At 46.6% G+C, this 23,611-nt stretch carries 34 protein-coding genes; 3 read left to right on the forward strand and 31 right to left on the reverse strand.

What is annotated here, in order from left to right; genetic code table 11:
* Nucleotides 1–329 precede the first annotated feature (329 nt).
* From AACY98_RS05130 to AACY98_RS05175, 10 genes are all read right to left on the reverse strand, one after another.
* Nucleotides 330–1,619: an NBR1-Ig-like domain-containing protein gene (locus AACY98_RS05130; RefSeq protein ID WP_339802406.1), complete on the reverse strand. Its 1,290-nt coding sequence runs from the start codon at nt 1,617–1,619 to the stop codon at nt 330–332.
* Nucleotides 1,620–1,751: 132 nt separating this feature from the next.
* Nucleotides 1,752–2,381, reverse strand: coding sequence for a hypothetical protein (locus AACY98_RS05135; RefSeq protein WP_339802409.1), 630 nt, complete (start codon nt 2,379–2,381; stop codon nt 1,752–1,754).
* Nucleotides 2,378–2,809: a thermonuclease family protein gene (locus tag AACY98_RS05140; protein ID WP_339802411.1), complete on the reverse strand. Its 432-nt coding sequence runs from the start codon at nt 2,807–2,809 to the stop codon at nt 2,378–2,380. The genes AACY98_RS05135 and AACY98_RS05140 overlap by 4 nt, the downstream gene beginning before the upstream one ends.
* A 6-nt stretch (nt 2,810–2,815) precedes the next feature.
* A complete protein-coding gene (locus tag AACY98_RS05145) occupies nt 2,816–3,319 on the reverse strand; it encodes a hypothetical protein (RefSeq protein ID WP_339802414.1) in 504 nt (167 codons plus the stop codon).
* A gap of 186 nt (nt 3,320–3,505) precedes the next feature.
* Complete coding sequence (locus AACY98_RS05150) at nt 3,506–3,673, reverse strand: hypothetical protein (RefSeq protein WP_339802417.1); 168 nt, start codon at nt 3,671–3,673, stop codon at nt 3,506–3,508.
* 9 nt (nt 3,674–3,682) lie between these two features.
* The gene (locus AACY98_RS05155) at nt 3,683–4,789 is read right to left on the reverse strand and encodes a hypothetical protein (protein ID WP_339802419.1); all 1,107 of its coding nucleotides are present in this window, start codon (nt 4,787–4,789) and stop codon (nt 3,683–3,685) included.
* Nucleotides 4,790–4,858: 69 nt separating this feature from the next.
* Entirely contained in the window at nt 4,859–5,209 is a 351-nt protein-coding gene (locus AACY98_RS05160; RefSeq protein ID WP_339802422.1) for a hypothetical protein, read from the reverse strand.
* A 129-nt stretch (nt 5,210–5,338) separates the two neighbouring features.
* Complete coding sequence (locus tag AACY98_RS05165; RefSeq protein ID WP_339802425.1) at nt 5,339–6,112, reverse strand: BRO-N domain-containing protein; 774 nt, start codon at nt 6,110–6,112, stop codon at nt 5,339–5,341.
* Between the two features lie 118 nt (nt 6,113–6,230).
* The gene (locus AACY98_RS05170; RefSeq protein WP_339802427.1) at nt 6,231–6,887 is read right to left on the reverse strand and encodes a S24 family peptidase; all 657 of its coding nucleotides are present in this window, start codon (nt 6,885–6,887) and stop codon (nt 6,231–6,233) included.
* A gap of 159 nt (nt 6,888–7,046) precedes the next feature.
* Nucleotides 7,047–7,577: a zinc ribbon domain-containing protein gene (locus tag AACY98_RS05175; RefSeq protein WP_339802430.1), complete on the reverse strand. Its 531-nt coding sequence runs from the start codon at nt 7,575–7,577 to the stop codon at nt 7,047–7,049.
* A 124-nt stretch (nt 7,578–7,701) separates the two neighbouring features.
* On the opposite strand from AACY98_RS05175, the gene AACY98_RS05180 reads away from it, so the two are divergent.
* Entirely contained in the window at nt 7,702–8,127 is a 426-nt protein-coding gene (locus tag AACY98_RS05180) for a hypothetical protein (RefSeq protein ID WP_339802433.1), read from the forward strand.
* A 60-nt stretch (nt 8,128–8,187) separates the two neighbouring features.
* Here AACY98_RS05180 and AACY98_RS15010 read toward each other — a convergent pair whose 3' ends face one another.
* The gene (locus AACY98_RS15010; protein WP_423817526.1) at nt 8,188–8,331 is read right to left on the reverse strand and encodes a YHYH domain-containing protein; all 144 of its coding nucleotides are present in this window, start codon (nt 8,329–8,331) and stop codon (nt 8,188–8,190) included.
* A gap of 147 nt (nt 8,332–8,478) precedes the next feature.
* On the opposite strand from AACY98_RS15010, the gene AACY98_RS05185 reads away from it, so the two are divergent.
* Nucleotides 8,479–8,988: a hypothetical protein gene (locus AACY98_RS05185; protein WP_339802436.1), complete on the forward strand. Its 510-nt coding sequence runs from the start codon at nt 8,479–8,481 to the stop codon at nt 8,986–8,988.
* A gap of 131 nt (nt 8,989–9,119) precedes the next feature.
* On the opposite strand, the gene AACY98_RS05190 is transcribed toward AACY98_RS05185, so the two are convergent.
* From AACY98_RS05190 to AACY98_RS15015, 8 genes are all read right to left on the reverse strand, one after another.
* On the reverse strand, nt 9,120–9,740 hold the full coding sequence (locus AACY98_RS05190) for a YmfQ family protein (protein ID WP_339802438.1): 621 nt from the start codon (nt 9,738–9,740) through the stop codon (nt 9,120–9,122).
* A complete protein-coding gene (locus AACY98_RS05195; RefSeq protein ID WP_339802441.1) occupies nt 9,730–10,869 on the reverse strand; it encodes a baseplate J/gp47 family protein in 1,140 nt (379 codons plus the stop codon). Before AACY98_RS05195 ends, AACY98_RS05190 begins: the two co-directional genes overlap by 11 nt.
* Nucleotides 10,859–11,302 (reverse strand): phage GP46 family protein, encoded by a 444-nt coding sequence (locus AACY98_RS05200; RefSeq protein ID WP_339802443.1) that lies wholly within the window; start codon nt 11,300–11,302, stop codon nt 10,859–10,861. The genes AACY98_RS05195 and AACY98_RS05200 overlap by 11 nt, the downstream gene beginning before the upstream one ends.
* A complete protein-coding gene (locus tag AACY98_RS05205) occupies nt 11,299–11,961 on the reverse strand; it encodes a phage baseplate assembly protein domain-containing protein (protein WP_339802446.1) in 663 nt (220 codons plus the stop codon). The genes AACY98_RS05200 and AACY98_RS05205 overlap by 4 nt, the downstream gene beginning before the upstream one ends.
* Nucleotides 11,958–13,028, reverse strand: a complete 1,071-nt coding sequence (locus AACY98_RS05210; RefSeq protein WP_339802449.1) for a phage baseplate assembly protein — start codon at nt 13,026–13,028, stop codon at nt 11,958–11,960. The genes AACY98_RS05205 and AACY98_RS05210 overlap by 4 nt, the downstream gene beginning before the upstream one ends.
* A gap of 72 nt (nt 13,029–13,100) precedes the next feature.
* Nucleotides 13,101–13,439, reverse strand: coding sequence for a hypothetical protein (locus AACY98_RS05215; RefSeq protein WP_339802452.1), 339 nt, complete (start codon nt 13,437–13,439; stop codon nt 13,101–13,103).
* A gap of 89 nt (nt 13,440–13,528) precedes the next feature.
* Nucleotides 13,529–14,041 carry a KilA-N domain-containing protein gene (locus AACY98_RS05220; protein ID WP_339802455.1) on the reverse strand — a complete coding sequence of 171 codons (513 nt, stop codon included), beginning with the start codon at nt 14,039–14,041 and terminating at the stop codon, nt 13,529–13,531.
* A complete protein-coding gene (locus AACY98_RS15015) occupies nt 14,019–14,195 on the reverse strand; it encodes an Arc family DNA-binding protein (protein WP_423817527.1) in 177 nt (58 codons plus the stop codon). The genes AACY98_RS05220 and AACY98_RS15015 overlap by 23 nt, the downstream gene beginning before the upstream one ends.
* A gap of 70 nt (nt 14,196–14,265) precedes the next feature.
* Between AACY98_RS15015 and AACY98_RS05225 the strand changes: the two genes are divergently transcribed.
* The gene (locus tag AACY98_RS05225) at nt 14,266–14,685 is read left to right on the forward strand and encodes an Arc family DNA-binding protein (protein WP_339802458.1); all 420 of its coding nucleotides are present in this window, start codon (nt 14,266–14,268) and stop codon (nt 14,683–14,685) included.
* A gap of 345 nt (nt 14,686–15,030) precedes the next feature.
* Here AACY98_RS05225 and AACY98_RS05230 read toward each other — a convergent pair whose 3' ends face one another.
* From AACY98_RS05230 to AACY98_RS05285, 12 genes are all read right to left on the reverse strand, one after another.
* Entirely contained in the window at nt 15,031–15,954 is a 924-nt protein-coding gene (locus tag AACY98_RS05230) for a hypothetical protein (protein WP_339802460.1), read from the reverse strand.
* A gap of 71 nt (nt 15,955–16,025) precedes the next feature.
* On the reverse strand, nt 16,026–17,429 hold the full coding sequence (locus tag AACY98_RS05235) for a DNA circularization N-terminal domain-containing protein (protein WP_339802463.1): 1,404 nt from the start codon (nt 17,427–17,429) through the stop codon (nt 16,026–16,028).
* Complete coding sequence (locus AACY98_RS05240) at nt 17,430–19,301, reverse strand: glycoside hydrolase family 24 protein (RefSeq protein ID WP_339802466.1); 1,872 nt, start codon at nt 19,299–19,301, stop codon at nt 17,430–17,432.
* Nucleotides 19,302–19,421: 120 nt separating this feature from the next.
* Nucleotides 19,422–19,697 (reverse strand): phage tail assembly protein, encoded by a 276-nt coding sequence (locus tag AACY98_RS05245; RefSeq protein WP_339802469.1) that lies wholly within the window; start codon nt 19,695–19,697, stop codon nt 19,422–19,424.
* A 59-nt stretch (nt 19,698–19,756) separates the two neighbouring features.
* A complete protein-coding gene (locus AACY98_RS05250) occupies nt 19,757–20,458 on the reverse strand; it encodes a toxin-antitoxin system YwqK family antitoxin (RefSeq protein ID WP_339802471.1) in 702 nt (233 codons plus the stop codon).
* A 60-nt stretch (nt 20,459–20,518) separates the two neighbouring features.
* A complete protein-coding gene (locus tag AACY98_RS05255; RefSeq protein ID WP_339802474.1) occupies nt 20,519–20,878 on the reverse strand; it encodes a phage tail tube protein in 360 nt (119 codons plus the stop codon).
* A 3-nt stretch (nt 20,879–20,881) separates the two neighbouring features.
* The gene (locus tag AACY98_RS05260) at nt 20,882–21,565 is read right to left on the reverse strand and encodes a phage tail sheath C-terminal domain-containing protein (protein ID WP_339802477.1); all 684 of its coding nucleotides are present in this window, start codon (nt 21,563–21,565) and stop codon (nt 20,882–20,884) included.
* Nucleotides 21,543–22,373, reverse strand: coding sequence for a hypothetical protein (locus tag AACY98_RS05265; RefSeq protein ID WP_339802479.1), 831 nt, complete (start codon nt 22,371–22,373; stop codon nt 21,543–21,545). The genes AACY98_RS05260 and AACY98_RS05265 overlap by 23 nt, the downstream gene beginning before the upstream one ends.
* Complete coding sequence (locus tag AACY98_RS05270) at nt 22,370–22,540, reverse strand: DUF2635 domain-containing protein (protein WP_339802482.1); 171 nt, start codon at nt 22,538–22,540, stop codon at nt 22,370–22,372. The genes AACY98_RS05265 and AACY98_RS05270 overlap by 4 nt, the downstream gene beginning before the upstream one ends.
* Before the next feature lie 10 nt (nt 22,541–22,550).
* Nucleotides 22,551–23,096, reverse strand: coding sequence for an ABC transporter permease (locus tag AACY98_RS05275; protein WP_339802485.1), 546 nt, complete (start codon nt 23,094–23,096; stop codon nt 22,551–22,553).
* The gene (locus tag AACY98_RS05280) at nt 23,093–23,413 is read right to left on the reverse strand and encodes a head-tail joining protein (protein ID WP_339802488.1); all 321 of its coding nucleotides are present in this window, start codon (nt 23,411–23,413) and stop codon (nt 23,093–23,095) included. Before AACY98_RS05280 ends, AACY98_RS05275 begins: the two co-directional genes overlap by 4 nt.
* Before the next feature lies 1 nt (nt 23,414).
* Nucleotides 23,415–23,609, reverse strand: coding sequence for a hypothetical protein (locus AACY98_RS05285; RefSeq protein ID WP_339802491.1), 195 nt, complete (start codon nt 23,607–23,609; stop codon nt 23,415–23,417).
* Between the last annotated feature and the right edge of the window lie 2 nt (nt 23,610–23,611).

Below are 23,611 nucleotides of genomic sequence, written 5' to 3' on the forward strand. Positions count from 1 at the left end.
GTCATTCGTCATCCCCCTTCTTTTTAAAGTGTTTATAGATAGCCATGAACAGTTGAAACAGGCCGTAAATAAAGGATACGATCAGGCACCAGTTCGACAGGGTGATTCCGAACGCCCTGATCACATCATTCTGCATTGAGATCACCAGGGAGCTTCCGACTCCTGCTGCTGGCACTCCGATTGCCTGCGCTATATGACCTTTAACTGTTTTGAAAAAGTTTTGCATTTCTTGTCCTGTGTTTTTCTTTTGCCCAATAAAAAAGCCGTCTACTTCATCGTAGACGGCTCACTAGTTGTTAGGTGAACGGTTTAATACCGATAAAACTGCATTACCCAGCGACTACATTGACCACATGGTATGCTGTCAAATCACCAAACCAGGTGATTTCTTCTGCCACCATGCGACCCTGCATAACGTAATTGCCCGGCGTTCTTGGTGCCATGACATCGAATACGATTTGCGCAATCTCTCCTGGTTGAATTCGCCGTGGTATCCAGACCCGATGCGAACCCCAAATGGTATTGTCATGTGGGCTTTGTGTGCCCAGAAATACCACACCAGGCTCCCATGCCACATTGCCCGTATTGCGCATATCCACACGGATACTATAGTAACCACCCGCCACCATCGTAGTCGGGATCAGGTAACCCACAAGGCTTGCATTGGCACCTGCAAATTTCACTTGTTTACCGATCTGCTCGTATCTCTGGCGCAACCCCTGCAACTCCGGTGCCCCTGAACCCAGACCAATAATCCCGGTGATGCCGTTGCCTTCCGAGTTCCACTGATAAGGCACTATCGCTAAAACAGATGCTTCAGTCTGTGCAATAAACAGCATTCTGTCTGCAGAATGATATGAATAATCATCTTGTTCTGTTTGGTTAGAAGCTTTGAAAATTGTTGCTTGTGGCACCAGAATCATTTTTTGATTCGGATTCAAAAGTGTCCTGAGATGACGAAATTTACCTTCATACTCATCGTCTTTATCCATATAGGCGTTCAACCCAACCCAGTCAAACAATTTGTACCCTTCAATAGCATTTGCATAGTATATGCTTGCACAGGTTGCAAGCGGTGCGAAGCGGGATTGGTAGTTCGATCTGAGAATGTTAATAATTTGTACCAACTTGGGTGAAGGTGCGCCATTGACGTCTACCATACCGCCAGCCAACTCAGGTTCATCCAGTGGATAAAATCCAATCACGGTTCCATTTTCAGGATTGGCAACATCATAAAAACCTCTGCTAACCAGCTGCTGCATAAAAGAGGACCATATCAAACTGGCATTGCCCAGAAGGTTATAGTATTGAACACCATTGACTCTGGGCGTGAACAGATTAGGAGTAGAAATCACAGCCTTATTGCCCTTGGATTTAAGCACAGCCAAATCCACAAATAGATTGTTGTCGCTACTGAAAGACCAATCTATTACTGAAAGGTTGGTATGTTCTGCCACTGCATTTTGATGTCCTGTCGCAGTGAAAAAATGACCAAAGTATTTCAGATGCGATGCGGCGCTAGTCGCTGTTACCTGTACTGCCGGCTGCGCCGAAGCAGCTATTGCCGAGGATGTCTTACCCTCATCCACAGTGGGATGTAAAAGTCCTGTATTCATCATATGTATTTCCTCATTGTGATATGTAGTAGAAAGAGCGTCACTTTCATGACATCTCACACTCACTTTAATAGGACAATAAGGGCATATGTGAACGAAAAAACCGCCCAAAGCGGCTAAGCCTGTTCTGTATTATTATTTTGCTCCTGGACACTCCCATTGTTTGACAACCAAACGACCAAAATCCCAGGTGCATTCCAGATTAGGGTTCTCTGGGTTGTGTAATGACAGCGACATAATTCGCCCACTCTCACCAAAAAGAATCCATGTTAAAAGCCGATTGTTTTCCCCATATACTGACATAGATGATAAGTATCCTGTCTCATCCCACCTAAAAGTGATCCCCACAATATTCGTGGCATCCGAAAACATCAAGCCACTGATGTTCCCATTTTCAAACCAGCTGATATTGATCCCATAAGGAGGGGAAATATAATTTTCAGTCCATCTTTCGCCTGTAGGATAATAACTTTTATAAACCCCCAGATATGAGACATTAGAAGGCTTCACAAGGTACGGATCTGTAGCTTTACTTTCATTGCGTAAATAAAAATTTTGTACAATAAAATTTCCATCAACTGTAATGCCTAAAAATCTTATTTCGCTTGCAAGCTCAGGATCATCCAGGTTTTTCTTCAGGATACTATCGCCAACGTTCCAAATTGCCGCACTTGTGGCTTCGTCGTCTATTTCATACGATAGCTTTTCAGCGTAACTTACCCCAGTGAGCATTAAAACAAATAACAACATTAGCCATTTTTTCATTCTCTTGATTCTCTTCTCCATTCCCAGGGCGGGACGGGGTTAGGCATCGACCAGATATTGAGTTCCTCATTCTGAGCGTGGTTTTGAAATCCGTACAGGTATTCATGATCTTTGGCGTACTGCGGATAGACCCAAGCTAGACCTTCCTCGACCAGCGCAGATCCTGTATCTACATCGTTGCAGATTACCTGCCCGACGATGCGTCCGTAACGATCCCGACCATGCACAATAATCTCAGCATTGACCTGATAGCATAGGTCACTTAGATACTCTCTGGCTTTTACGCTGTAGTCCTGCCCCCTTTCAGGTGCATCTATGGCAACAATACGCACCCGTACTTGTTCATAGTTTCCAGGTTCGCCGCAGCGGGCTTTAAGAGTGTCGCCGTCTGTTATGCCGACGACTAGGCAGAAGAGTATTTCGAGCATAACACTTCACTTGATGCCTGTACAATCATGAACCTTTTGCTCAATTGAGCTTATCAATTCCATAGCTTCGTCAACATTACGATCTGCATTATGGAAATCGAAGATAGTATGTTCTGAAAACACTTTTCCAACAGCACACTCGCAAACACTCTCAGTATTTCCTCCCTGTTTACAAATAGAGCGGAAGCTTTCTTTAAGTGCTTCAGTATATGTCCCAGAGTGTTGCGACATGCATGTAACAACAATTTCTTCCATAGAGTGATAATAAGCAAGATACTCTTCTGAATCTCGTGGCATTTTTGAATATTCTTCAAGTTCTCTAAAAGTATATTTTTGTGCAGTTTGCTGAGCTGTACATTCACAGTAAGGCCGTTTTGACGCATCACTATCACTCATACACTTACTCTCTAGAATATGGAAATACTGATTTTCAATCCATTGCTCAACACTGTGCGCATAACTCGTAATGCCAAACATCACAAATAGCACTATAACCAAAAAACTTTTCATCACTATTCTTTCTGCTCTCATGTTTTACTTATCACTTAAAGTCACTGATATTCTATTACATGGCATAACAACACATCACAAGTTTTAGCCATAACACAATGTCCCTCTTCCAATTATTCCGGTCAGTACACAAACATCAAGCCCTCAATATGAGGGCATTTTGCTGCGACACCTCTCCAGAGGTTTTTATTCACCTTTAATAAACTTGCCATCTTCGTAGACATACCCGATGTCCACAATATCCTCTGCTCCCAAAGCAATGGCCTTGCCCTCATCTGGCCTCCATTGTGATTTGCCATCCCAAACCACTAGGTTTACAACCACTCCATCTTTTACAACTGCATACGTTTTCATGTCGCCTCCTTAAACAAATATGTATTCAGTCACAATTACACGTCCAGGCCCCCCGTTCCCACCAAGAGCCACAGCCGTTGAACCAGATGATGCGCCTCCTGAGCCACCTGCACCATAACCATTTGTGCTGATGCCTGCTTGTGATGTATTTGGAGCCAGGAGTCTTGGTGCTGCTCCAGCTCCATAAAATGAATTTGCACCAGGACCAGACGTTCCAACGGATGCACTCGGCCACCAACCTAAACCGCCATTGAAACCGACTACATTTAGATCACCTCCCGTCGCTGATCCTCCTGCACCTCCAGTTGCCCCACCGTACGTGCCAGATGTCCCGGGAGACCCAGCGCCACCACCACCTGCGCTCATAAACGCCCCAAAAGACGATGTGCCCCCTGCTACTTGTGATACACCACCGCTTCCCACAGTAATTGTCACACTTAAACCAATGTCAGCAGCCGATATTGCCTTTCTGCAATACCCGCCAGCTCCTCCGCCACCACCTACACAACCCTGGCTTGTTGCTGATGCAACTTGAGCCCCTCCGCCTCCGCCACCTAACACTTCCACAATGGCATATGCCAATCCAGCAGAAGGCGTATACGTTCCTGACGAAGTGAATACCCGTGTGTTGATCGAAAGTGATTTGTTAGCTTTTATCCAACCGCTGGCTTTGGCTGAATCCGGATCTGTGGTGTTGCCATCCACGTTGCTTTGCCATAAGGTCAGTCCATCTGTGCTAAGCAGAATAGCGCCTTTGGGATATCCATTAATCGCATCGCAGACCGCTTGATTGAATGGTGGCTGCCTGCCGCTGTCTGTTCTTCGCAGGAGCCCAGCGGCATCAATTAGCTTACCTGCTGTGCCGGCTACGATGTCAGCGTCTGCCGCAATCTCAATCTGTCCACTGGCCAACAGTTTAATAGCCTGCCATATCTGTGTGTTGTCGCTGGGGTTGAGCTCCAGCCCTGCGCCTTCTACGACTTTCACGAGCTCACGCTGAATGGTGTTGAACCACGCAGCATCAAGCAGTGTTGGCACGATGCCTTGCGCCACAACACCATTGGTAAACTCTCCATTGCTATCTGCTGTTGAAGTAATTGAACCTATTTTTTGCATTATGTTTCCTTTTAGGGTGCAGTCAACCTAGCCAGAGGTTAGCTGGCTGGTTTGCTGTTTGTTTATGGTTTAAGAGTGCGCTGGCAAACAGGAGGCTTTCTCTGCTGCCGAACTTACATCGATGATCAACTCTGCACAGTCAGAGATTACGGTATCGTTATTGATTGATCGGTACAGCATCTCTGACAGTCCTGCCATCATCTGAGGAAACAGTTTGTAATCCCTGTCATTGGACTGCTCTTGTGCCAATATAGAGATAGCACGAGCCTGGTATATCCACAGGTCTGTCAGCTCCATAAACCGGTTGAGTACGTCCAATGTGTCCAGTAACAGACGCTTTGGGCTGCCTTCCAAGGGTGTAACCAACTCTGCATTGCCCTTCACTCTTGCCTTGACAGGCGGTTCTGCGGTATCATTCATATAACAATTCCTTTCTTTAGCGAGTTGGGTTTTGTTTGTCTATGAATGCCTTGGTAGTTACAGCTACTGAGGCATTTCCTTTTGATAAGCTAGATAAACGCGATTTCACGTTCATCTTTAGATTATTTGTCATGCTACCACCTGCTCTTCAGCAATCACAGCCAACACATTCTGCGCCCACTTGATCTGAGTAATCGGGACACCACTGCCATGACGCTTACCCGTGTCATAAATCCGGCAAAATTTTTTACCCTCATCTGTCACTTCCCAGACTTCATCGCACTTCATCTGCAACCCAGCCTCAGCCAACAATAGATTGACGCCGCGTGCGCTGGTGTTGATCATTCTGCCCAATTCGGTTGGGGTGTAATACAGAGAGTCTTGGTTAGCAGCAACCAAATGGGTACGCCCCATTATTTCGAGCAAATTGATACCTGCGGTCTGTTGAATAATCTGGTTAGCACTAATTGCTGCTGCATTGCTATCACATCCCAGTAACTTGCCTGCCTTAACAAGATGAGGAAAGGCCCGGGCTGCATCTGTAACCATCTTCAATGGACTGGCTTGCTTAGTTCTGGGCGCAACATACGCACCCGTCTTGCGTATGCTAGGCAGTACGTCATGGGTTACCCAACGTTGGAAAGGTTTGGCTTCTGCCTTCTGACTTTTGATGATCGTCTTATACAGACCCGGCTCACTGATAATAGTCATTTCTTGGTTGCCACCAAGGGTAGGCACTATCTGCCTACCCTTTTCATCATCATCAAGCATCCGCACCATATCCTTTGCAGATGCGTAACCAAGAATGGTTGCAACGTCAGAAGCCACAAACCATGGATCATCGTCTTTCATGATGATGCGCACGGGCATTTGGTCAAAGTTGAATGTGGTGATTTCGTTCATAAAGTACCTCCTACTGATAATTGCTAATCGTTTCAGCAATTATGGCTAACAAAGAGGCACATGTCAATACATTTATGTATTTTTTATATTACTTTTTAGGTTTTATCTATTTGATGTTCTAGATTTGGCTTCTCCATGCTTTTACTACACGTCCAAAAATGTTAAGACCTGATTGAACTGTTTCTCGCATAGGTGGATACATAGGATTATCGGAAGAAATAATCAAATCTTTCCCATTGATACCCTTTTGAATTCGTTTGATAAAAAAATCCCCATTCGCTTCAAAAAAATATACACCATCCAAATCTACACTTTTTGCGCTGATATCAATAATTAACGGATCCCCTGGGCCAAATAATGGGTACATTGAATCACCACGCCCCCCAGTAATAACTCTCAAATTGAAAGGATCATATTCTTGCAACTCTTGTTTTATCCATGCTTCTGTAACAACAATTTGTGCAATAGATTTATGGACATCAGGAATGATGATGTTTACATCTCTAGTCAGCAAAGAAGATATTGCTATGAGCTGTTGACCTTGATGCTGGTCAAGATAGTGTTTAGGCATGCCAAGCGTCATCTCAAGACTTCTTGCCTTTGTCTCACCAAATGCTTTACTTCCTCTTAATAAAGCAGATATTTCACCCTGATTCAAATTAAATGCTTTGATGAGACGAGCAGCGACACCTCCATAATTTTTCTCAATCCAAAGTCTAAGTTGGTTGCGCCTGTTATTCTCCGCTTCGATCAATAGAGGATTTTTTGATGCCATAATTTACAATGGTAATAACAATATATCAATAAAGTAATTATTTTACCATATAGCATCATACGCTGGCACAAATACTTACAACCTACGTCCAACCCCTTTCAGGGGCTAATAAAACTGCTCAATACTATTAGCAGGTTGGGATATGGACTCTAGCCAGAACTACCGCCCAAAAATATTTTGCAGCTTCGCTATTTGCTCATTAATTGCTGCATTCATAATCAAATAACTGCCAGCAAACAAAACCATCAGCACAATACCTGCAAGCAACATACCTTTTCTTCCATACAGTTTTCTCTTGTGTAGATACAGGGGATACCCAATCACCCATAAGAGTGCAATCAGAAAAACCCATGTGATAGGGTCACTCGGATTCTTTTTACTGCCTGGTTGTTGAATTGCGCTCCTAACTTCAAGAGCCGCAGCTACTGCTGTACCAATGAGTACGATGATCGCTATAAGATTAAGTGTCGATTTTGGAGATTGCAGCAGATTCATGCTTCCAACCCAAAACCAAATTAACAGAATACCAATCACTGGTAGAACCAATAGAAGGATACCTAAATCAAGTGTTTTATTACCAGCTGAGGCAATTGTCGTGGTATTCGTATTGATTTTGATTCCACAGTTCGGGCAGGTTTCTGCTTTATCGCTAACTTCTTTGTTACATTCAGGGCAATTGATTAACGCCATTTAGTGTGTCTCCTTTCGAGCGAATTGTATCAATCTCTAATCGTACAAAGTACTTACACAAAGTACTTGTCATTCAAGCCAATTAGAGTTATGTTTGCTTGTAAACAAAATGAAGGAGATGCCAGTGCTCACATCAACACCAATAATTACGCAAATACTTCAAATCGTCCAAAAGGAGAATCCTTGGGCATTTGAGCCATGGGCGTACGCAATTTTCATTCTTGGTTGTATTACCGTTCTTCATATTCTTAAGAAAACAAGTCTCATAAATGCTTATCATAAAATCATGAACTGGCGAATCGCTCCAATAATTAAGGTAAAAGAAGAAATTATGCTATTTCTTGATATCGCATATTATGGTTTTATGGCAAAGATTCTCGCTATTTGCTTTGCAGTTGTCTTGATAATGTTTATGGTCTATTTAGGTCGAGGAAACATAGAAATTTCTAAAGTTGCAGTTTTATGTGCATATTTAGTTGCATGCTTCCTAACAATGGCTTGGATATTTGATATAGCTCGTGATAAGTACATAAAGCTGAAAGAACTGTAAAAACATACTTATGCGAAAAAAGCCCTCTCATAAGGGCTTTTGTTATCCAATGTCATGCCATCAATGGCAATGCCGAGTACCCGTTTTACGGTCCATGTGACAGCCGTTACTATCTGTACGGCCCGAGTGTGCTTGTGCAACAGTGCTTCCAATAATACCGCCCAATGAAAACAGGACAACGCAGATTGTCAGTAATTTTTTCATAATATCTCCTTAAATTTTCCTGCCTGTTTATTATGAACGTTTATGAGATATTCCTTTGGTATTACCAGAATCCAATTCAAGTATCAAAACCAATAGATAGGCTACTGAAGGGTATATTCAGTAAAAATGAATTTGCTTGGAGGCACCATGACAACAGTCGATGAAATGTTTAACCGAGAAAGACAGCTTGAAATCCTTTCCACTCTGGTTAGTTTCTTTCCTGACCCCGTCCCAAATCCTCAAAAGATATTCTCTGATATAGATGACGTAACTATTACAAGAGAATTGAGTTATCTAGAAGGTCATGGGCTCGTTAAAACACATTTTCGACAAATTAATTTACCAAAACTTTCTCACTTAAAACAAATTGTTGGTGTAACAATTACTTCTAAAGGCATTGACTTTCTTAAAGACGATGGCGGCTTGGGTGCGATCCTGAACGTAGTCACAGTGAAGTTTCACGATGACGTTATCAAACTTCTGAGCGAAAAAATCTCTAACTCTCCTGAGATTCCTCAGCAAGATAAGAAGAAATTCCTCGATCAGCTTCGATCGCTGCCTTCCGACGCCATAAAACACCTTGTAATGAAGCTATTGGATAAAGGTCTGGAAAACATCCCTCAGCTACTTCAACTGCTACAAAGTTTGCCAAATTAGATTCTTGCTGGCGAAACTTGACAAACCCACGCCCATAAACGAGCTCAAGCCAAAACTCCTTTTCTTTTGGAATGTTCTGTGTTGAGAAATTCAATACAACCACATGGTTGTGAGCCACCATTGAGTCAGGATTAATGATCATTACGGTTCTCCGTTTCCACAAACTCCACTATATAAACGGTATGCGATGGTGAAATCTTCCTGAGCGTGCAGTCCAGCGCCTTGTTGCCACCTGACCTCAGCGGATCTCCTGCATAACTCTGCCCTGCCTTGGCCTGCACATAGGTTGCATCAGGTGCTCTCACCAGCCACACAAACGGCCAATATTCACCGTTGATAGGGTCCCCTGCCACTGACCACCCTGCCCTTGCCTGTCGGTATTCAGTGATGGTGATCTGATAACCCAGCGCTTCAAAGTAGCGGATAAAGTAATCTTTTGACTGCCCTCCTACCCCAAGCAGTTTGGAGACGATAGCGTTCCTGCGTACTGCAATGCTGTCCTGCTCACTGATAGAGCATTCATCAGGCAGCCCCAGCGTTTCTTCCCACTCGGTAATCAGGTCCAGTGCCGTTGCCGGAAATGCACCAGTAATCAGATCACTGCCGGCCTCATCGCTTTTCTGGAAAGCCTGAGCCAACGCAGACAGCACCGCATGCTGAGTGCTTTCACGACTGCGCGGCCATGCGATACCCGTTGGCATGAGGTTCTGCAAGGCATGCGTGTAATCCTGTGTCGCGAACCTACTGGGCATAGGTCACCTCACCGATGACGGGTAACTCTCCCACATCCAATGTGATATTGCCGGCAGGCTCTGCCAGGATGTACCCGGTGGTTCCGGTGACATTGGAGATGGCATAGTTCAACTCTGAGAGCAGGATAACGCTGCTGCCGTCCAGTTCATCCACATCAAAAAACACTTCTTCAATTGCATTGCGGATTTTCTGTCTGGTTTCTTCGGTCGCTTCTGACAAGCCTGTAATCTCAAAATCCACTTCCTTTTTGACCGGAGAACAGACAAACACCAGCGCCGTAACAGGCTGTACATCATAGATATAGTCAGCCACTTCACCTTGCATGCCAGTTGCTTTCTGTGTCCCCCAGGCCTCCTTACTTGATACGCCATTATCCCCGCTCGGAAAACCGTCTCCGCTGCCATCGGTCATGATGTAGACCCCTACCGTTCCCGGTCCCACCAGCCGGCCGACTGTCCAGGCTCTGGTCACACCAGGAACTTCAAGCGCCCATTTGATGTAATCCGCTTTACTGCCACCTTGCGGGGTGTTACGGTAGGCAAACAAAATGCGGTTTCTGAAACTATCTTCGTCTTCAATGTCAGTGCCGCCCGTTGCAGCTACCACCATCACCGCTGTAGAGTCGATTCCTGTCCAGGTGGTATCCAGTACCAGCGTTGTACCTGCTGCAGCGTTGCCCTTGGCCCCTCCCCCGGTCGTATCCTTCTGCGGATCCGGCAATACAGCAGTTATGCTGTCGATGGCTTCTCCGTTTTCAATGGTAACTTTGGCATCCAGCGTGTACTGATAGCCATCAGAGCGCTTAAGGATAGCGCCGGCATCAATTGTGGCACCATCCTGCCCAGTAAATCGCACCTGAGTGCACAAAGCAGACCCAGCTGGCTTGCGATATACACGCACCAGAGAGCCCCAGGCGGCAAGGTATTCATCCACAGCGGTAATTGGCACGGCCTGGCGCGCAATATAGTCCAGATAGCCATAATGCAGATGCGACATGCCTGAAATCACATCGGAAAGCACCCGCATGTTAGAGAAACGCAGGAGTTTGCCTACGCTCTCCAGTTGAGTCTCAATGTAGCCCTGGTTCTGCTCACGCAGTTCGGTCAAAGTCGGTCGGTTAAACGGCATTTGGGTTCCAGATCCAGTAGTATTTCAACAATTCTTTGGTGCCCTGATCGGGCCGGGTGTATTCAATCGTCAGATACAGCCTGTCTGGCCAGCGTATTCGTGCCTGTATTTGGATGGTTTTGACAACGCCATCATCAACCAGCCACTGCAAAGCCTCTTTGGCATATTGCTCTGCCTTGAGTGCCACAGCAGTGGTAAGCTTTTGCCGCTGTAACAGCCAGAAACGTGATCCGATACGGTAATCCCCATCACCCCACCAGCCTCTTCTGTCGTTGCCATCGAATTCATCATCTGCATTGGCCAACCGGTCGGTAAACAGACTGATCAAAATGGCGGTCTGCAGGTCGTTGCCACTGGCCAGATCACCGGAAACAACATTCCAGTCACAATGCACGGCCTCAACATCGTAAAAAGTGGTGATATCGGTCGTCATGCATTTGGCCTTTCCGTTGTTCCACCACCCGCGCTGTAATCGTGTGTATGGTTGCCATCAATCTTGCGGCCCAGGCTCACCATAACGCCATCAATATGGTAGAAACTACCATGAATGTTGTAGGTTCCGTAATGGTCTATGGTGCTGTAGAAAGTAGAGATACCGCCTGAGGCACCTGCATTCAGGCCGTTAATCGTTGTCATGCCAGCCACGGTCAGATTTCCCGTGAGTTTGGTGTCCGGCGCATCAATCGTGACGGTTCCACTGGCATGTACCGTGACATCACTGGCATTGTTGATGTTGACCTTCTGCCCTTTGGCCTCAATCTCGATTTCGTCTTTTTTGAGTTTGACGTACAGCCCCCACTGGTTATAGACCACCACCTCACCGGGTTGGAGTCCTTCGTGCCTGAATCCGTTGTGGTTACTGGCCACAGCCACCTGGGCCGACCGGTCCCCGCCAAGGGACAACACAATCACATCAGTTCCATTGGGAAGGCCAGAACTGAAACCGAATTCAGCAAAACGCAAGGTGTCATTCCGCAGATCCAGCGGCGTCTGTAACTGGACTTTCTGGACATTGCCCTGGTCAGACAACGAAGTCACCCGCGACATGCCGGCCAGCATCATGACCCGGCGCCATACTTCCTTGATGTTCATGTGCCTGGACCTTTCAGCAGATCAGCGTAGAACGCATAAGGCTCAATGCTGAATGCTTCAGGTGGCATCAGCGTCAATTGCGCTGTGGTGCCGTCCTTATCATTTCGCAAAAATTCGACTTCGGCAAGCGTCCATTGCAGGTCTTCCAGTCCGAAGGCCGGAATGTGAATCGGAATCAGTGTATTAGGCGTCCACAGAATGCCATCAATGTCTCTCCAACTATCAACCCTGACCTTAAGCACCTTGGAGCGGCCGTAACGCCTGTTCATTTCCCAGGTGATTGCAGTCTGTGCCAGGTTCTTCTGGATCAGCGTACTCTCGACAATGGTGATGTGTTTGCGGCCCCGCAGGTTCTCCATTTCTGGATCGTTGGCTGTAGCCAGCAACACCCGGTCATAAGATGAATTGGCCGTCAGGCTGTATGCAGGTGATATGCCCAAAGACACACCCACGTATTCAGAAAACCGCTGGTCGACTGATGCACTGTAGTCTGCCTGCTGAATGTTTACCCCCTGTTCCACACCACTCATGGCAGTTTTGGTGCTGACACGGGTCAGAAACAGGCCACCATCTGGCAAGTCGTAATACAACACCCCGGCCCAGCGGCATACACGTTCAATCACCTCCTGAGCGGATTCGCCCCAGTTGATGGTGAACTGAGGTACGGTTTGGTAGTCGTTCACATCAGTTGTGACATTGATGCCATAGCCAGATGCCAGTTTCTGGGAGAGAGTCAAAGCAGTCACACCATTGATGACGTTTTTCTCGTAATCTGCAGAACAGTCCACCAAGTCCTGACACTTGCCTCGTCCTGTCACCTGTATGGCATGCTCACTGGAACCAATGGATGCATTCCAGCGGTCCACATAGCCGGTAATGACCTTGTCCTCACCCAGATACACCTCACACGGGTCACCCGGATTGACGATCTGAGGACCATCAGCCGGAAAGTAATCCGTCAGCGAGAGTTCAAAGTCTGAGGGCATGCGCTCTATGCCACGCGTAACGCGCACCGACTCCCATCCGGAGAGTTCTTTGCCGGCGATTTTGAGGGTTAAGGTATCCATCAGGTTTCAAAATAAAAAAACCCGCCGAAGCGGGGTATCATACATAGGAAAGTATGAAAAGAATATATCAGTTCAAAAAGAGGAAGCCTTCTCTGCTGCCGAACTTACATCGATGATTAACTCCGCACAGTCTGAGATTACAGTGTTGTCGTTGATGGATCTCCGTAATACTTCTGACATTGATGCCATCATCTGAGGAAAAAACTTATAGTCCCTGTCATTGGACTGCTTTTGTGCCAATATAGAGATAGCACGGGCCTGGTATATCCACAGGTCTGTCAGTTCCATAAACCGGTTGAGTACGTCCAATGTGTCCAGTAACAGACGCTTTGGGCTGCCTTCTAGAGGCGTAACCAACTCTGCATTGCCCTTCACTCTTGCCTTAACAGGCGGTTCTGCTGTATCATTCATATAGACCCTTTCTTAGACGGTTTGGGTTTTATCTATGAATGCCTTAACGGTTGCCGCCGTTGAGGCATTTCTCTTTGTAGGATGAGTTTTCATGCTGCCATCACCAATGGAAGTTTCAGTTGTTCCTGCCAATAGCCAATAGTCTCTATCAGTTCTGGTTTTTGCCAGCGGAAAATTGCCAACCCCTTACCGTACTGACTTGCTGCAAGTTTGGCTGCCTCAAAAGCATTACATGCATTTCTAAACTGATCTAGGGCATATCCATTACCAAATAAGATGGAATCGATGTACAAATCACATTGAACGGCAAACTCATCTGATAACCACCGAGCAAATGGAACAGCCAACTTCGGGTGTAGCCATGTACAGGGATGAAAACCACCCCGAACTACCCTAACTAAGCCATGATGGGATTTTCCCACTATGAGGTTTAAACCTAAAGCCTTAGCAAGAGCCTCCATATAACTTTGAGTTGCAGGCAATCTTAACCATTCAGCAGCGCGTTTATTAAATCTGGTAGCAGCTTCCGTTGCATTAATCCACCCATCAGTATCAAAACTTACATGCTGTCCTTGAAAATCAAATTTGAGGATATTGTTCATTCGGAGTCTCCTGTTGTTGACAGCTTTTTTCCAGTCGTTTCATGATTTCGGTGTGGAGTGATCGTCCTACTATGTCAGCTTGCTTTTGCAGCAGCGCTCTTAGTTCAGGAGGTATTCGTAATGGATATGGACTTACTTGATTTCGGTTGCTCATATTAGTCTTTCATTTGTCAATACATGCAGTATAGATTCTATTAGATTTAGATTCAAATAGATTTGTTGATATGAATCTAAAAGATTTGCATAATTGCAACATGAACTCAAAAACGCAACCATCATCCTATCCGTTACGCATGTCTCAAACGATGAGAGAAATGCTGGAAAATGAAGCGAAAAATAATGGTAGAAGCCTTAATGCTGAGATAATCGCACGTCTCGAACAAAGCCTTGGAGTCAAGCAGTTCACACCTGAAGAATGGTTTGAAATTATTGAAAAGAAAATGCAAGTTACCGTTCAACCAGGCGCTAAATTTATGTTAGGTTGGGCATCAATCGCTGTAGAAAATAAAAAATTCATAGATGAAAACCGAGACCTATTCGATCAAGTACTTGATGACAATCCTGATATTGCTTTTATTCCAGCCCTTGAGGAAGTAAAAAGACTTCTCCGGAAAAAAGATAGTAAAAAAACAACCGGGAAATAGAATTTACATAGCAATATTTAATAATCCATCTTCCACCACAACGCATAACAACGAGATCTGGAGTTATGAAAAAAGTAGGATTTATATTGATTACTTTGGCTTTGTTATTTTTTGTTTTGTCAATGTATCAACTCAGTCACAGATCATATCCATCAGACATCACTTGGCGAACTCCATTCTTCCTTTCAATCCTAGAACTTATCTCTGGAGCTTGGTTAATATTAGCTGCAAAAAATGAAAAGTAATTTTTGAATAAACATAACTAGATAACAAAAAGCCCTCATTAAGAGGGCTTCAATACTAAAAATCGTTAAAAGTAATGGATTCAAAAATTATAATTTTTTGTTATTTCCTAAGGGCATAGGCCTCACATCCCATAACAGCTTTCAGATATACTATGGTTCGCCTAGCATCCTCATTAGAACCTGTCATCACTAGAAGAATAGAGCCGTCGCTGTTTGATTCAACATGATTAAGAGAAACACCATTAATTAAACCCTTTTTTATAGCAGTATCTATTTCTTCATAAATTCTTTTGCCAGTGATGTCTTTCTTTCTTTTAATAAAAATTTGAATTTCTTCATTATTTCTTATATTATTCTCAACTATTCCCACCCTATCGCGTGATTCATACCATTGCAATTTAGAGTCGATAGAAACCAAACTATCAATGATATATTCAAGCGCTTGTTTTTCACCAACATCCCCTGTTTTTATATTTTTCATTATCATACTGGTTCGTGTACGATAGATGGGATTATCAGGTTCAATTTTATTTTTCAAATCATGAAAAATCCTTTTAATTGATTCTTTGAGATCCTTTTTCAGCTCCTCAGTGCCCAAGATATCATTTTTATAAGAAATTATCCTATCGTCTCTGATATCAAAAGGTAATTGGGTTGTTTCATCTGCAATAGAAATAACAGGAAGTCTTGCTGCATGCCTGACTGCAAGCTCGTACATGACATTTGGGTTAAGGCGAGTCAGATTTGCGATTACCAGTTTTGCTTCTAAAACATGTTCAATAACTTGCTGCGTGATTGAACCTGGTGAGGGCATTCGATGAGCCACAATGGTTCTTAAATTAAATTCGTCACAAATAGGTGTTATTACAGCATCGACTAGCCCGTCTGCCTCCCTGCGAATATCAGAGTTCCCTGAACCTATCGGTGTAATTACAAAACAATAATCGGACTTATCTGACGATACACTCTCCGGCCCTTGATCAGTATCTTCCTGTTCAGTTTTAGTAGTTTTCTTTGTGCTCATAATTATCTCTACAAGTTATATGGCATAAATCATACCAGTATTGATAATACTCGCAACAATAATTCAATATATTAATCTTTCCTTGCTCGAAACTCTATTGGCATAAACGCAGGATGTTTCGGATTGGCTGCCTGAATCAACTCACTGCTGCGGGTTGCATCCTGGTACAGTCTATTGGCCAGCAACAATGCCGGCAACGGTGCATTCAGGCTAACCTGCATCAGATTAGAGAGTGACGCATATTTCTGTGTATAAGCCTGTACAAACTGCCTGCGCTGCTCTAACAGCAGTTGATAACACTCATCTTCACCCAAATCCGCACAGAGCAACAAAGCACGATCCAAAGCCGTGCAGACCCGTTCCAGAATCCTCTGGGCTTCTTCCAGGCTGAAAGGCGTATATTGCAAAGCTACATACGTCATGGTGCTGGTCGACATCCAGACCATCATGCCTACCGTGAGATCAACCAGTGTCTTGTCTAACTGACTCTTCTGGTAACCGCTGTTGGTGTATTGTGAAAGCGTCTCAAAGGCATTTATCTTGTCTTTGTCGCTGCCTGTGGCTTCAGCCATTTCCTTGATGATGTTCTGAATGGATTCGGGGATTTCTTCTAGATTGATATAGTCCCCGGCATCCTCGATGGTCTGCTCCACCGTGTTTTTATCCATCACAGACGTGGCGGTTTTCTCTGCAATAACTACCGCAGGGTTAGCGACATCGGGCTCATTGCGTGATACTCCGATCACCCCGGATACACTCCCGCCAATTGAGCCTGAGTTGTAGCGGCTGTATTTCTGGTTGCCAAAGGCTGATTCAACGGCGCCTTGCAGGTTGCTCACTGCATCCAGCGTGCTTTGTGCGAGTTCCATGAATCCGCCCGTGGTACTTTTTACTGCACGAATGGCATAGGCAACACTGTTAATTTCGGATTTGACCATCACCACATACCTTGTCGCAATGGTGACCAGTGTACTCAGCCAGCTTTGCCGGGTAATGGACTCGGCCCCGACCTGAATGGAGAAGGCTTTTTCACCACCCTCCATACAGGTTAGCGTGAATTCAAAGACACGCTCAGACTCGACACCCTCATTGATCTGCAAACCGCCATCAGGCACATAAACGGTGATTTCTCCCAGTGTGGGATGAACCAATGTACCACTGCCGCTTTGTTCACACGCAGCAATCAGGCTGTCACGTTGCGTGAATACATCTCCTGCCTGGTAGACTTTGCTTTCCTGCACCAGAAAGCCCCGGATCGTCAGGCGCCGGGTACTGCGGCCCAGGTCTTCAATATAGACAGAATCCCGAAACGGGTATTCATGCACGGCAACCCGGCGCCCGAATGTACCGTCACCGCTCATTACACCAAACGGCACACCCCGAAATGATGCTGCATGGATATGCTCTCTCCACTGCCAGCCCGGATCAGACGTCAGGCCAAGCGTGGATTTGATGGTGTTGGTGATGATGCCCATTTAGAATGCCATGGATGTGGTGACAGTGCCGCCTGTGCGTACACTGACAGTTTGTGTGTCTCTACCGTTGGAGATGTTGATGTTGACCTGTGCCGGCTTCTGGTTGATGGCCTGTGCAATATCATCGGCCAGAGGACGTGACTGGTTGATCTGGCCCCAAAACTGCCCCATCTGACCATAGGAATGACTTCCTTGTGGATAGGGAGAAGAGGGGAAGCTGGCCCAGATATTGCCCAGTTTGCCTACCGCTCCCATCCAGTTACCTGCTTTGACGTCTTCCAGAGCCCCGGCCCGACGTATCAGTTCAATAGCAGCCTTGTCCTGTGACTCCTTGCCAAAATCTGTCAGCCCTAATTGCTTGGAAAGGTCTCCCCATGTGGAATTCAGGAACTGATAGCGACCAGCGGCACCAGATGAGCTCCAGTTTCCGTCGGTCTGTCTAAATGGTCGTTGTATATTAGGATGATACGCAAACCCGTTATTGAACAACCCACCACCAAAAGTGACGTTATAGCCATCATCTCCTTTGCCGAAAGTTCCCTCAGACATCGCAATGAGGTCAAGAAATTTCTTGATGTTTTCATCTGCCTGAGAAATAGAGGCGGCAATAGACGAAACACCATTCATTGATGCAGCAGTGGAAGATGTGTCATCTTCTCCAATGGGAGTACCACGGACAAGCGTGTTGGGCCCAATACGACCGGCAAATGGATCTTTGTAATCAGGATTGGATTGCTGTTTGAAGTCTACAAACTCATCCCAGACTCCCTCAGGCATAACACCTGATCCAAGTTGGAAACGATTCCACCAGCCCAGGGTGCTTTTAAACTGGTCATACTGTGAATCCCCCTGCATGGTTCGCCACATGGCCGAATCATCATCCAGGTTAATGCCAGCAGCCATTTGCCATGCGGCCCTGTCACCATGATTAAACACGTCCCCAACACCAGTAATGCCGTTCATAACAGAACCATCACTTAATATCCAATCAGCCGCATCATTTTTTGTACGGTTCCACCAACCTGAAATAGATGCAGATGTCTGAGTTAAGTTGCTGTTGAGTTCATTAAGCCTCTTATTGGTTTCCTCCAGAGTAACCAGTCCAATGTCATACGCCTGCTGATAGCGGTCCTGTACGCTCCTGTCTCCACGCAACAACGCCTCCAGACTGTCGTCTATACCGGTTGCCCTGGCAAACTCATGGCGGATTTGTGGGCTTTGAATGCTGTCGTAAATACTATCGAGCACCGGCAGCAGCTTATCAACAATCACCGTCTGGTTACCATAGGCGTCATACTGCACCGGGATCATATCCCTGCTCAGCCCCATAGCCTCCAGTTGGCTCATTACCCGGTTACCGTTTTCACCTCCTCTGAGAATATCGTTAAAGGTATCAGCTACCGTTACAAGAGACTGAGAAGCCGCCTGCTCATCAACCCCGGCCAGCCTGAAAGCCCCGTAGACCATTGAGAGTTTCTCGGCAGAAAGCCCTATGTTCTTTGCACTGTTATCCATGCTGTAGGCATGCCGAGCCATATCTCCCATGCTACTGGCAATGCGGCTGACACCATATACAGCACCTCCGGCAATACCAAGCTTACCCAGAGGCCCGACCAGTGCTCCGATATTTTTGAGTGGAGGCACCATGTCCCCCAGGTGCTGAACATTCTTTTTAGCGACGTCCGAAATTGCAGAGAATTTCTTCTCCAGCAAAGTCAGATTACTCTGGGCGTCTTGACTGCCTTCCTTGCCCATGCTGGCATTGGCCTTCTGGGCACTGGCCGCAAGTTCTGACACTTTCTCAATGTTACGCTCCAGCATACCGCCCAGCTGGTCGTTGCCTACCAGGGTGACTTCAAATTTTTCAGGCATGTTTGATCCTCAGCGCCTGTTCAGCCCAGAATTCGAGCTTGCTGTGAGAAAGGCCCCATGCATCATGAGGCCCCCATTTGTAGAAATATGTCACGTCAGCGGCCAATTCGCGCCAGGCGGTCATTCCGCCTTCGTCGTAAAAAAACGGTTCAGCCAGGCATCACACTTTTTGTAATCACTGATCGCCATCATTTTGAGTGCGCTCTCCGACACCCCCGATACCAGATGGATCAGGAAGCGTGAAGCCGTTACCGAGTTATTGGTTGCGCGCAGTTTGTCCTGAAACTGCTCGACCTGGATCAGCACAGGTTCCTTGAGCGTGATCTCGGTCCATTCGGTTTTCGTGGCCTTATCTTCAAGAGCCCGGCTTAGTTCAATGGTAGTGGTTTCGTCCATTTACATTCCTTATGAAGTAATAAAAAAGCCACCCGAAGGTGGCTATTACGTTTACAAATCTATTCATCAAAATGAGATTCATCAGCATTTAAACAATCCCATTCATGCCTTTGTAGATTGCCTCTATGATCCCATGAGCAATATAGAGTTGGTTCCCCTTCCTCTCTCCATGAATCCGTTGACTTCCGCCCTGACATATCCCATGAAATTATTCGATATGCATTTCCATTATTAAAAAAGATTTTTGTTGACAATTCACCATTCTCAAACCACATGGTCATAATGCCATGCCCCGCTCCATTTTTTACTGGCAGCACATCAGACAATTGACCATTGGAATGCCAGACTTTGATTTCTCCGTATCTCAAACCATTTTTATACCTTGTTTCACGAAACTTACTCCCGTCATCCCTATATTCGACCAGATACCCTTCAATCGGACTTTCCCGCCCAGCAGTACCATTTCGACTATATTCTTTTAGCATATCAATTGGTAAATTAACCAGATATGGATCTGTTGCTTTTAAAGCATTTGAACTATGAAATTCTTGAATAATACAACTGCCCTGCGTAGTGACTCCTAAAAACCGAACTTCATAGCTATGATTTGATGCATCTTCATTAACGGATATTAATTCGTTAACTTTCCATGGGGCATTAGCCGTAGCCACAGTATCTATTTCATAAGGTGCCGTTTCATCAGTAGCAAAACACGCAATCATTACAAAAGAAGCAAATAGAGCAACAATTACTTTTTTCACAGTCTCTGACCTTTTTGGTGCTGAAATGAGATCGTATTCTAACAAGCCGGATGTATGCCACTAATATTCAATCACTGACTGACCTTCAAACCGGGCTGTAAAAGTGGCTTCCTGAGAGTCCATTTCCTGGGTGTTCACGATCCACATGCCTTCGCCCATGATGGTCTTGCCGTTGGCCAGTTGCGCTACGACAGTGATTTCCGTGTAGCCTGCAATCTCATCCATATCCAGACCGCCATGGTCACGCACGGCCATTTCAATATAGGGCGGCACAAAGGTTTCTTTGAAGCCATGGATACCGCTCATCCCGGTCAGGGTTTCGCGATTCTTGTTGCCGACACGGTAACGAAAAGTACCGGCGACGTTGACAGACACACCGTCCAGTGTGACGGTGGCTGTTCCTGCTAAGGGTCTTGCCATGTTTTACTCCGTAGGTGAAATGAGGCGGAACTGGTTCAGTACCGCAAAGATACGCAGCTGGTTGATCAGCGTGCCAGGCCAGACCACATTGACCCGGTTCGGGTTGTTCGGGTCCTTCTCAACAATGATGCCTTTGGCAAAAGCTGCTGCCCCCTGCACGTAACCATTGAACTCCAGCGTTTTGTACTGGGCAATCAACTCGGCTTTGATCACTGCCGGCGTCACAATGGCCTGCCCTGCGGCAAAGCGTGTACCGTCTTCAGCCAGTTTCATCCGGGCAAACTTGCTAGTAACCTGGGTACGCATATACCGGTTCACATACATCAGCAGGTACAGTGTTTCGATCTGCAGATAGCTGTCGTCTGCTGCGCCGAATTTGTTGCGCTGGTAGGTCGTGATAGTGTTTTCCACCTGAATGGTGTCATCATCTGTTACGACAAAGGTTGAGATACCGCTGTACAGGAGGTTGTTGCGCTCGGTCAGCGTAAAGCGGCTTTCCAGTGGTGGAGCCAGCACGCCAAGCACCTGCAGGGTCTGGGTTGGCCGACCCGGGTCGTTTCGGATAGGTCCTGCAATCGCCCCCACCATGGCCGCAGCCAGATCATAGTCGGTATTGGGATTGTCGTACACGCCCCAGATCGTTGCATGCTGGTCGTTGCGTGCTTCACCCAGCGTACCGAGCTCCATAAGTGCCCTGGGCGACGCTGTATGAATGCCCGTAAATCTGCTTGTCCCAGGCCCAGCGCCCTGTCTGGTCTGACAGAAAATCCCGCAGGTCGTTCAAAGACGTTGTATCGGTGTAGGGATTGACGATGAAGTCAAACGCCCTGTCCTGCAAGTTGGCCAGACCATCTGTCAGGTCCGGTGCACCGGCACCACCAGACATGGGCGTAATGGTAACCGTCAGCCCGGCAGGGATAGACTCACCACCTGCTGTGCCCAGATAGTTCAAACGCAGGTCAATCGAGTTGCCGCACACACCATAGTTCTTGGCCTTCAACTGGACTGTTGAAGCATCTACCGTCGCTGTTACCGGCAGATCACCATTGGTGTTGATCTTGGCAGCCAGTTCGCTGGCAGTTTCCGCTGTGGTGTAGGAATCCCGCACCGATAGCTGAACACGTGTGCCAGCAATATACAGGCTCAGAATACCCGATTCGGAAGCTGCTGATCCGATACTGATGGAGCCCTCGGCTTGTGTCATTTCGGTGGTGTCATCTGCCAGCGGCAGAATCCAGACCTCGGCAATCCCGTCATTGGCCAGATATTTGGACATCATGGTATGCAGCATGGAGCCCTGTCCGCAAAGACCTGCAACGGTAGTCACAGAAGATACCTTGATGGCAACATTGGGCTGTGCTGTACCGGTCGTCATTTGTCCGATCAGCAGGGTTCGCTGGATTTCCTGCGCCGTATTGGCCATGGAGTTGTCGATTTCGACATAAAACAGCGGCACCCGAAGCGCGCTCGGGATGTTATTGAATGAAACGCTCATGATTCACTCCCTTTTTTGGGCTTGGGCGTAACAACAATGACATCGCCCTGTTTGATTCGTTTGCGCCAGAACAGATCCCTGGCCGGGACTTTGGCGCCGCTTTCAGGCAAAAACCTATCTGAATCCGGATAGCGGACTTTGCGGCCCGTCGCGGGTTTGATCAACATATTTTTTCCTTTACTGTTCAAGTTCAATCGTGAGCCCGGTCGGTGTCGTACCATCTGGATACTTCTGCTTGATCTCAATGGTTTTGAGCGGCACGGCTTCCACTGGATAGAAATCCTCTGGTCCCTGGTAATACTCAATGTGGAAATGCACCAGCACCTGACCAACATGCCCCTCCCCTTCCGCGTCCACCACGGTCTGGGTATCAACACTGATAAACTGCTGGATTTCCTGCATGAGGGCAGGATTGTTGATCACTGCCACATGGATCTGGTCGCGCAGTGCTTCCACCGCATCAGTGGCCAGCGCCACACCGGACGTACCGTCTTCCTTGTCATAGGCAATGACACGGCCGCTCACTGCTACCGTGGTCACGGTATTGAATTGCGGGGCATTGCGGCCCAAAGAGCTTTTCTTCTCGAATGGGGTTGAAACCAGAAGAACCGGGAATATCTCTGTATGGGTTGGCCAGTCGCGGGGGGAATACACCCGGTCTTGTGCAGCAGTTTTTCCTACTAGTGCAGCGGTCACGAGTTCGCGTATGCCGGCTGAATTCATGCCTTCACCTCATTGAGTTCAAGCCGGGTTCCACCATGGCTATCGGGCTGGACATCACTGACGACATACAGCCTGCCTCTGACAAACAACTGGTCACCCTGCCTGGGAGGTGATTTGAACTGGGCATCACGCACGCCAAGCACCGGCTTGGTGGTATTGATGGCAATATCACCTTCCAGCGTTTCAACGTCCCGCGTGTGCGCCCGGTCAAAAATGCCCACAATGTCGTAGGCATCTCCTCTCTGGGAGCGGTAATTTACCGGTTCGCCAAAGACACCATGCAGCGGCGCCAGCAGATGGGTATCCCAGTCAACCATGTCAGGCCTTTTTAACCACACCCACAGTCAAAAGACGCTGTGCGTCCTTGGCCGGCAGGGTAAGTTCGTCCTTGCCATCCATGCCGGCCACATACTCTTTGCCATCATGGATGACACGGCCGTTGATGACTTTCAGCTTGACGCTACCCGTTAATGTTTCTGCTGCTTTTTCTGACGTCTTATTCGCTGTTGCCATAC

Origin of the sequence: Saezia sanguinis, from assembly GCF_963921665.1 — a bacterium.
GTDB lineage: Bacteria > Pseudomonadota > Gammaproteobacteria > Burkholderiales > Burkholderiaceae_C > Saezia > Saezia sanguinis.